6 protein-coding genes are annotated in these 9175 nt (G+C 71.8%); 2 read left to right on the forward strand and 4 right to left on the reverse strand.

Annotated features, from left to right (window positions below):
- Positions 1 to 555: 555 nt before the first annotated feature.
- Entirely contained in the window at positions 556 to 1104 is a 549-nt protein-coding gene (locus C1J00_RS31780) for a MarR family winged helix-turn-helix transcriptional regulator (RefSeq protein WP_102912441.1), read from the reverse strand.
- Between the two features lie 122 nt (positions 1105 to 1226).
- Here C1J00_RS31780 and C1J00_RS31785 point away from each other — a divergent pair, with 122 nt between their 5' ends.
- Positions 1227 to 2492 carry an MFS transporter gene (locus tag C1J00_RS31785; RefSeq protein ID WP_102912442.1) on the forward strand — a complete coding sequence of 422 codons (1266 nt, stop codon included), beginning with the start codon at positions 1227 to 1229 and terminating at the stop codon, positions 2490 to 2492.
- A gap of 10 nt (positions 2493 to 2502) precedes the next feature.
- Here C1J00_RS31785 and C1J00_RS31790 read toward each other — a convergent pair whose 3' ends face one another.
- Positions 2503 to 4170, reverse strand: coding sequence for an ATP-binding SpoIIE family protein phosphatase (locus C1J00_RS31790; protein ID WP_102912443.1), 1668 nt, complete (start codon positions 4168 to 4170; stop codon positions 2503 to 2505).
- Positions 4171 to 4344: 174 nt separating this feature from the next.
- Positions 4345 to 5718 (reverse strand): NAD(P)/FAD-dependent oxidoreductase, encoded by a 1374-nt coding sequence (locus C1J00_RS31795; RefSeq protein ID WP_102912444.1) that lies wholly within the window; start codon positions 5716 to 5718, stop codon positions 4345 to 4347.
- A gap of 375 nt (positions 5719 to 6093) precedes the next feature.
- Here C1J00_RS31795 and C1J00_RS31800 point away from each other — a divergent pair, with 375 nt between their 5' ends.
- On the forward strand, positions 6094 to 6858 hold the full coding sequence (locus tag C1J00_RS31800) for a TetR/AcrR family transcriptional regulator (RefSeq protein WP_102912445.1): 765 nt from the start codon (positions 6094 to 6096) through the stop codon (positions 6856 to 6858).
- Between the two features lie 519 nt (positions 6859 to 7377).
- Here C1J00_RS31800 and C1J00_RS31805 read toward each other — a convergent pair.
- A complete protein-coding gene (locus C1J00_RS31805; RefSeq protein ID WP_102912446.1) occupies positions 7378 to 9057 on the reverse strand; it encodes a DUF5691 domain-containing protein in 1680 nt (559 codons plus the stop codon).
- Between the last annotated feature and the right edge of the window lie 118 nt (positions 9058 to 9175).

Consider the following 9175-nt stretch of genomic DNA (forward strand, 5'->3'; position numbering starts at 1 on the left):
CCATGATGGCCGGAGACGGGGTATCAACATATCTGGCGTTGACTTTTGGCACGCTGTTGAGTTCTCAAGGAACGGTCGCTTCCTTTGTACTCACCCTCTCGGGCTTTCCTCCGGGCGCTTCCCTTCGATCTTGCGTTTCCGACTCTATCAGATCTTTCCGATCCGATTTCCTCGGTGCTTTCCAGGTTCCCGCTTCCGCGTTTCCCTTTCCGGCGGTTCCGACTCTATCAGATCCTTTCGGGCCTGATCCCCGGTCAGCGGGGTTTGTCTTTGCGGCTGTTGGGCCGTTCCGACGTCCCCAACCTTAGCGCGCCCTCTCGCCGATTCCAAAATCGAAGCCGTTCGGAGCCGATCGGATCGTCGAGTCCCCATTCGAATTGAATTCGGGCACGCCGAAAACAATCCCGGGGGATGTCGAGCTGGTGGTTTGGGTGCCGCTGCTGCGGCGGAAGTGCTGTCGAAGAACCGTTACGGCTCTGCGGCAACCCGAAGAACCTTACGGACCCGTCATGGGAGTGTCAAGCGAACCCTGTCAAGATCTTTTCGGCCCGGGTGTCAGTCCAGGTCCGTGAGGCGACCGCCGGCATCCGGCTGCGCGTGCTCGACCCGGCGCAGCAGACGCGTGAGCACTTCGCCCAGCGCCGTGCGCTCGGCGGGGGACAGGTCCTGGAGCAGGTCCTCCTCGAAGACCGACGCCAAGCGCATCGCCTGCAGCCACTTCTCTCGCCCCTCTGACGTCAGCTCAACGATGACGCGTACGCGGTTCGACTCGTCTCGCTCACGGGTCACCAGAGATTCCGCGACCATGCGGTCGATCCGGTGGGTCATCGCGGCCGGAGTGAGTCCGAGGCGCTTGGCGAGGTCGCTGGGGCCGAGGCGGTAGGGGGCCCCGGAGAGGACGAGGGCCTTGAGAACCTCCCACTCCGCGTTGCTGATGCCGAGGGCCGAGGTCTGACGGCCGTAGGCGACGTTCATGCGGCGGTTCAGGCGGGAGAGGGCCGAGACGATCTGCTCGACCTGGGGGTCCAGGTCCTGGAACTCGCGCTGGTACGCGGCGATCTGCTCTTCGAGGGTCGGCTCGCTGGGGCCGGGGGTGTCGCCCATGTGCGCAGTATCGCACGATCGTTCTTTGCCTTGAAGTCCTTGGATCTGTACTCTTCAGTCTCGAACTTTAGCTTCGAAGTCTTCACTCCTAACTTGTGAGAGAGGTGAACGTGACCAGGGCGATGGGCGCAGCGATGCGCCGCATTCACGTGGGTAACGCACTCAGCGCGTTCGGGCTGGGCTTCACGGTCCCGTACCTGTACGTCTACGTGGCGCAGGTGCGAGGTCTTGGGGCCATGACGGCAGGTCTCGTACTCGCCGTCTTCGCCGTGGCCGCGCTGGTGGTGCTGCCGTTCGCCGGGCGGGCCATCGTGCGGCGCGGCCCGCTGCCGGTGCTGCTCACCGCCCTGGTCACCGCCGCTCTGGGTGCGCTCAGCCTGGGGATCGCGAGCAGCGCGGCGGCCGTGCTGGTGTCGGCCTCCCTGCTGGGCGCCGGGCAGGCCGTGATGCAGCCGGCGCTCGCGACGATGATCGTGGACTGCTCGTCGGCCGATACGCGGTCGCGTGCCTTCGCCATGCAGTTCTTCCTGCAGAACCTCGGGCTCGGCGTCGGCGGCCTCATCGGCGGGCATCTCGTCGACACGACGAGCGCTGCCTCGTTCACGCTGCTCTTCGCGATCGAGGCGGCGATGTTCCTGCTGCTGGTCGTGGTGATGGTGACCGTGCGGATGCCGCACGCGCCGCGGATCGAGGATGCTCCCAAGGCGTCCGGGCGGGGCAGCTGGAAGCAGCTGATGGGCAATCGGGCCATGGTGCAGCTGTGTGTGCTGGGCTTCGTGCTGTTCTTTGCCTGCTACGGGCAGTTCGAGTCTGGGCTGAGTGCGTACGGGGTCGAGGCCGCCGGGATCTCGACGTCCGCGCTGGGGACCGCGCTCGCCGCCAACACGCTGGTGATCGTCGTCGCGCAGTTCGCCGTGCTGCGGTTCGTGGAGCGGCGCCGGCGGTCTCGGGTGATCGCCGCTGTCGGGCTGATCTGGGCCGTGGCGTGGGCCGTCGCCGGGTACGCGGGGCTCGGGCACGGGAGCCAGGAGATGGCGACGGCCGCGTTCGTCTCGACGTACGCGCTGTTCGGGCTGGGTGAGGCGATGCTGTCGCCGACCGTGGCCCCGCTGGTCGCGGATCTCGCGCCGGAGGGCATGGCCGGGCAGTACAACTCGGCGTTCGCGCTGGTCAAGCAGCTTGCGCTGGCCGTCGGGCCGGCGGTGGGCGGGCCGCTCGGGGCATCGCTGCACGCGCCGTACATCGTGGCGTTCCTGGTGTTCTCGCTGGGGATCACCGTCCTGGCCGTGCGGTTGGGGCGGCAGCTGACCGACGCGCAGGACCAGCCGTGGCTCGTGAAGAGCCGGGTCGTGGCGCGGGGTGGGGCGCCCGTTTCCGCGGACGTCTGACCCGGCGGGCCTACGTCGGCTGTGTGCGCGGCAGGGCGAATTCGCACCAGACCGCCTTGCCGCCGCCCGGTGTGCGGCGGCAGCCCCAGCTCGACGCGATCGTGGCGACGATGGCGATGCCCCGGCCCGATTCGTCGGCCGGTTCCGCGCGGCGGCGTCTGGGGAGGTGGTCGTCGCCGTCGGTGACCTCGATGATCAGGCGTCTGTCCGTGCGACGCAGACGCAGTCTCATCGGCGGGGTGCCGTGCTGAAGGGAGTTGGCGACCAGTTCGCTGGTCGCCAGGACGCCCAGATCGTGCAGGTCGGCGGGGAAGCGCCAGCTGGTCAGGACGCCGGAGGCGAAGGCACGCGCGCGTGGGGCCGCTTCCACGCCGCCGAGGAGCTCCAGGGCGGCGTTGCGGAAGAGCTCGCTCTCCGGGCCCGAGCGGGCGGGGTGCTGGAGGACCAGGACCGCCACGTCGTCGTCGTGGTCCGGGGTGACGCCCGCGGAACGGACCAGGCGGTCGCAGACGACCTGGGGGGTGCCGGTGGCGCCGGCCAGGGCGCGTTCCAGGGCTGCGATGCCCTCGTCCAGGTCGGCGTCGCGGCGCTCGACCAGGCCGTCCGTGTAGAGGACGGCCGTGGAGCCGGGGGCGAGGGGGATCGAGCCCGAGGTGTGCATCCAGCCGCCGGTGCCCAGCGGGGGGCCGGTGGGCTCCTCGGCGCGCAGGACCGTGCCGTTCTCGTCACGGACGAGGATCGGGAGGTGGCCCGCCGAGGAGTAGATCAGCTTGCCCTCGTTCGGGTCGTGGATGGCGTACGCGCACGTGGCGATCTGGTTGGCGTCGATCTCGGCCGCCAGGCCGTCCAGGAGCTGGAGCACCTCGTGCGGGGGGAGGTCGAGGCGGGCGTACGCGCGGACCGCCGTGCGGAGCTGGCCCATGACCGCCGCCGCGCGGACGCCGCGGCCCATGACGTCGCCGATGACCAGGGCCGTGCGGCCGCCGCCCAGGGTGATGACGTCGTACCAGTCGCCGCCGACCGCGGCTTCCGTGCCGCCGGGGTGGTACGTGGCGGCGACGCGCAGGTCGTCGGGTTCTTCGAGCTCCTGGGGGAGCAGGGACCGCTGGAGGGTGACCGCCGTTTCGCGCTGGCGGCGCTCGCTGGCGCGCAGGCGCTCCGCGGCTTCGGCATGGTCGGTGACGTCGGTGGCGAAGACGAGGACGCCGCGGCCGTCGCTGCCGGACTTGCCGTCGTCCTGGGCGACCGGCGTGCAGGTGAACGTGTAGGAGCGACCGTCGGGGGCCTTGCGGGACTTGACCGTGCGTGGTCTGCCGCTGCGCTGGACCTGGTCCAGGAGGGGGAACAGGCCGAGGCCGTCCAGCTCGGGGAGGGCCTCGCGGGCGCGTTCACCCAGGGGGCGTACGCCGAAAGCGGTCGTGTAGGCGTCGTTGACGTAGGCGATGCGGTGGTCGGGGCCGTGGACCAGGGCGACGAGGGACGGGACGCGGTCGAGGACCTCACGCACCCGCAGCTCGTCGACGGCGGGTACGGACGGCGACTCGTCGGTCAGTTGTTCGGCACGGGCGGCGGGTACGGAGCTTTCCCCCCGCCGGTCCGGGGAGGCCGTCTGCTCGGTCCGCGCTGCGGCGCGGCGCTGCGTTCCGGGGAGCCGGGCGCTCCAGCGCGTGAAGTTCACGAATCCTTGCCTCGTGTAGTGGTCGGCGGCCGGCACCGGAACCGGCCGGGACCCCGGAGGGCCCGCACCGGGGCGTGGGGTGGCACGCCCGCGGTGGTGGACCAGTCTGGCAGGGCGCGGACCGGACCGACATCCGTCAGACGCCGGGCCGGCCGCTGGAGTTCCTGGGTCCGGTCAGGACGACCCCTTCGGCGGAGGGTCCTGAGAAGGCTTTCCACCGGCCGCGAGTTCGAACTCCGCCCGGGGGTGTTCGAGTGAACCCAGGGAGACGATCTCCCGTTTGAACAGGCCGGCCAGGGCCCATTCGGCGAGCACGCGCGCCTTGCGGTTGAAGGTGGGCACGCGGCTGAGGTGGTAGGCGCGGTGCATGAACCAGGCGGGGTAGCCCTTGAGCTTGCGTCCGTAGACGTGGGCGACGCCCTTGTGCAGGCCCAGGGAGGCGACCGAGCCGGCGTAGGCGTGTTCGTACGTCTGGAGGGGTTCGCCGCGCAGGGAGTGCACGATGTTGTCGGCGAGAACCTTGGCCTGGCGCAGCGCGTGCTGGGCGTTGGGGGCACACTCGCGGCCCGGTTCGGCGGCGGTGACGTCGGGGACGGCGGCGGCGTCTCCGGCTGCCCACGCGTGCGTGGTGCCCTCGATCGACAGTTCGGGTGTGCACGTGAGGCGTCCGCGGCCGTTGCACGGCAGGTCGGTGGCGGCGAGCACCGGGTGGGGTTTGACGCCGGCCGTCCAGACGACCGTACGGGTGGGGAAGCGGGCGCCGTCGCTGAGGACGGCGACCCGGTCGGCACAGGACTCCAGCCGGGTCTGCAGGCGGACGTCGATGTTGCGGCGGCGCAGTTCGGTGACCGCGTAGCGGCCCATCTCCTCGCCGACCTCGGGCAGGATCCGGTCCGAGGCCTCGACGAGGATCCACTTCATGTCGTCGGGCTGGACGTTGTGGTAGTAGCGCGCGGCGTAGCGGGCCATGTCCTCCAGTTCGCCGAGTGCCTCCACGCCCGCGAAGCCGCCGCCGACGAAGACGAAGGTGAGGGCCGCGTCGCGGATCGCGGGGTCGCGGGTGGAGGAGGCGATGTCCATCTGCTCGATGACGTGGTTGCGCAGGCCGATGGCCTCCTCGACGGTCTTGAAGCCGATGCCGTGGTCGGCGAGGCCGGGGACCGGCAGGATGCGCGAGACGGAGCCGGGGGCGAGGACGAGTTCGTCGTAGGGCAGCCGTTGTCCGCCCGTGCCCTCCTCCTCGGTGGCGAGGGTGGCGATGGTGGCGGTGCGTTTCGCGTGGTCGACGGCGGTGGCCTCGCCGATCAGGACCCGGCACCGGTCGAGGACGCGGCGCAGCGGCACGACGACGTGGCGGGGGGAGATGGCGCCCGCTGCGGCCTCGGGGAGGAACGGCTGGTAGGTCATGTACGGGTCGGGCGTGACGACCGTGATCTCCACCTCGCCCCGGTCCAGTTCCCGTTTCAGTCTGCGCTGCAGGCGCAGGGCCGTGTACATCCCGACGTAGCCACCACCGACAACGAGAATGCGCGCACGTTCCTTCACCATCCCATGACGCACCCGACGCTTGAGTTTGTCCACAGCCTCGACGAATTGTGTGACCGGAGCGGGAGAGCGCGCGGAGTTGGCCGGAAACACGGCCTGCTGCGCATACATGCAGGTCAGAAGGGGTGGTGCGAGGGGCGCGCGGGGGCACATTCGGGACGTTTACGGCCCGTACTCCGATCGGTGGGCGCTCCGTGCGGAACGTGCCCCTTCTGAATTGACTCCCTCTCAACTATGTTCGTGTGTCGACGGGGTGTAGGGGGATGTGCTCACCGGGTCCGCGACGGGCGGGCCCGCGGACCCGAGCCGTTCCCTCGCTCCGGTATCGCATGGCGGGGAGTGTCTCCGGGGGGAGACGTCATTACCGGGGGAATGCTTATGCATGTTCAGGACTCTCATTGGTCGCCCACGTCCGCAGTCGCGGCGGGTGGCATGACGATGAGCGCGGCGGGCAACGGACGCGACGTATCGCGGACGACGCCGCTGCGCGTGGACGCACAGCGCAATCTGGAGCACGTGCTGCGGGCGGCGCGCGAGGTCTTCGGCGAGCTGGGTTACGGCGCGCCGATGGAGGACGTGGCGCGGCGCGCGCGGGTCGGTGTGGGCACGGTGTACCGGCGGTTCCCGAGCAAGGACGTCCTGGTGCGGCGGATAGCCGAGGAGGAGACCTCCCGGCTGACCGACCAGGCGCGTGCGGCGCTCGGGCAGGAGGACGAGCCGTGGTCGGCGCTGTCGCGCTTCCTGCGGACGTCGGTGGCCTCCGGCGCCGGGCGGCTGCTGCCGCCGCAGGTGCTGCGGGTCTCGGTCGAGGACGGCGCCGGAGGCCCGCGGGTGCCGCAGCAGCGGACCCAGCCCGGCGCGACGGAGCTGCGGCTGGTGCCCGACCAGCCGGTCGCGGTCGCTGCGGTACCGGCGGCCGCGGGTGAGGACGACGCCGGGACGTCGGCGCTGCTCGAGGTCGTGGGCCAGCTCGTGGACCGGGCGCGTGCGGCCGGTGAGCTGCGGGCGGACGTGTCGGTGTCGGACGTGCTGCTGGTGATCGCCACGGCCGCGCCCTCACTGCCGGACGCCGCGCAGCAGGCGGCCGCGTCGGCCCGGCTGCTGGACATCCTGCTGGAGGGGCTGCGCTCGCGACCGGCGTGAGCCGCCCGTCGGCCCGGGTCGCTCAGGCCCGGGCCGGGTGGGAGGCCTGGGTCCCCGGAGCGGGAAGGCCCCGGAGCGAAAAGGGGAGCCTTCCCCGAATGAGGGGCGGCTAGTGCTTCCGTGCGGCAAGTCCCCACGGATGAGTGATGATCCGAACTCCGAGTGGTTGGAACTGCTCCAAGGAATGCGCAGCCGAGTTAGCTCGATCGTGTGGTCGTCCGCTTGCGGGCTCGCGGCGCCATCGGCTGATCCGGCTAACTGATCGTGCGACCTGGGACACCGGGTACGGCGTCAGCGTGCGGGGCCCCGGCTCCACCAGAGGATGGTTCAGGGCCTCCCCGTCGCCTCTGGCCGTCCCCTCGCGACCCGGCCGGGTCGCGAGGGAACTGGCCTCCCGGGCCGGACCACGCACAGGATGCGTGTCGCCACCCGGGGTCGAGTACGCCGGGGACCAGCTCGCCCAAGACCGTTCCGGGCGCGCGGCTGAACGGACTCACTCCGCTCAGTCCACAGGAACGGTCAGGCCACTCCCAGCTCCTCGGCCATCGCAGCACGCAGACGCAGGGTCGTCACCAGGCGCTGGAAGGCCTCCGCCCAGTAGCCCCCGGCCCCCGGCGACGCGTTCTCCGGTTCGTCGGGTACGGCCAGCAGCGCGTCGAGCCGGGAGGCCTCGGACGGGTCGAGGCAGCGCTCGGCCAGGCCCATGACCCCGCTGAAGCTCCATGGATAACTCCCCGCGTCCCGAGCGATGTTGAGTGCGTCCACCACCGCCCGCCCGAGCGGCGCCGCCCAGTGCACCGCGCACACCCCGAGCAGTTGGAAGGCCTCCGACAGGCCGTGCGCGGAGATGAAGCCGGCCACCCACTCTGCCCGCTCGCCGGCGCCCAGCGTGCCGAGCAGCTTGGCGCGTTCGGCCAGGGACACCGCACCCGGACCGCCCGCCTCCGGTGCCGACGGATCCCCGAGCAGCGCGCGTGACCACCCGGCGTCCCGCTGGCGCACCGCCGCCCGGCACCACGCCGCGTGCAGCTCGCCCTGCCAGCCGTCCGCCACCGGCAGCGCCACGATCTCCCGGGGAGTGCGCCCGCCGAGCCGCCGCGACCACGTCCCGAGCGGTGCCGCCTCCACCAGCTGGCCGAGCCACCAGGACCGCTCTCCGCGCCCTGCGGGGGCCTTCGCCAGGACGCCGTCGCGTTCCATGCCCGGATCGCACTCGTGCGGCGCTTCGACGGCGATCGTCGGAGCGGTCTGCGTGATCCCTCGGGCCGCTTCACCCGGGGCTCCGGTCCCTAGGGGCCGGGCGGACTGCGTGTGGTCGATGGCGACGCACGCCTCCGCCCTGACCGCCATCCGCGCGGCGAGCGCCGAACCGGGCAGGGCCGACAGCAGTTCCGCGGCCGTCGCCCGGACATTGCGACTGCGATCTGCCAGGGCTTGTTCCAGGAACGGCTCGTCGTCCGGGCCGAGGCCGTCGCGCAGCGAGTCGAGGAACATCAGCCGGTCCTCGGCCCGTTCCGTCACCCACGTCGTCGCGAGCAGGTCCCGTGCGGCGGCAGGGTCGCGGGAGCGCAGCGCGGACAGCAGGGCGACGCGCTCGGCGAACAGGCCCTCCTCCCACAACTGCCGGATTCTGTCGTCGTCCTCCAGGTGCGGCAGGGCCGCTCCGCCGCCCGGGGTCGCGCGCAGGGCGAACCGCCAGTCCGGGTTCAGCCGGGCCAGCCACAGGGCTCGCGGCCCCGCGAACTCCAGCGCCGCCGGACGCAGGTCGGTACGCCCCCGGGCCGCGTCCAGCAACGCCGGGAGCACCTGCGGAGGCGGTGCAAAACCGCGGGCGTTCGCCACCGCGAGCCACTGCGGCAGCAGCTCCGTCAGGTCGGGCGCGGTGCCCCGCCGGCCGCCGCCGGACGGGCCGGGGCGGTCGGCCAGCAGCATGGCGAGCCTGCGGGCCGCCGCCGGCGGCAGCGCGGGACGCGCGTCCTCCGGAGCCGCCTGCGGACGCTCGGCCGCCCGCGCCGGGCGCAGACCGGCCCGTCGTCGTACGGTCTCCACGGCCGCCGCGTCCAGCAGGGCCAGGGGGGCGTCCGGGCCCGGGGCGGTGCCCGGCGGGGTGCGCCGGTCGGTGCCCAGCAGCGCGGTGGTGACGAGCCCCTCCCAGGCGTCCGAGCCGGGCGCGCCCACAGGGGTGGAGGTCCTGGTCATGAGCTTCCTTTCCGCCGGACGCCCGGTAGTTGAAGGCTCGCCCTCACCGGTTGTCCCGTGCTGTCTGAACAATGCGTGGACCCGTGGGGTGGGAGGGGCCGGCCGATGTGCCGTGGGC

The organism is Streptomyces cahuitamycinicus (assembly GCF_002891435.1).
GTDB classification, from domain to species: Bacteria; Actinomycetota; Actinomycetes; order Streptomycetales; family Streptomycetaceae; genus Streptomyces; species Streptomyces cahuitamycinicus.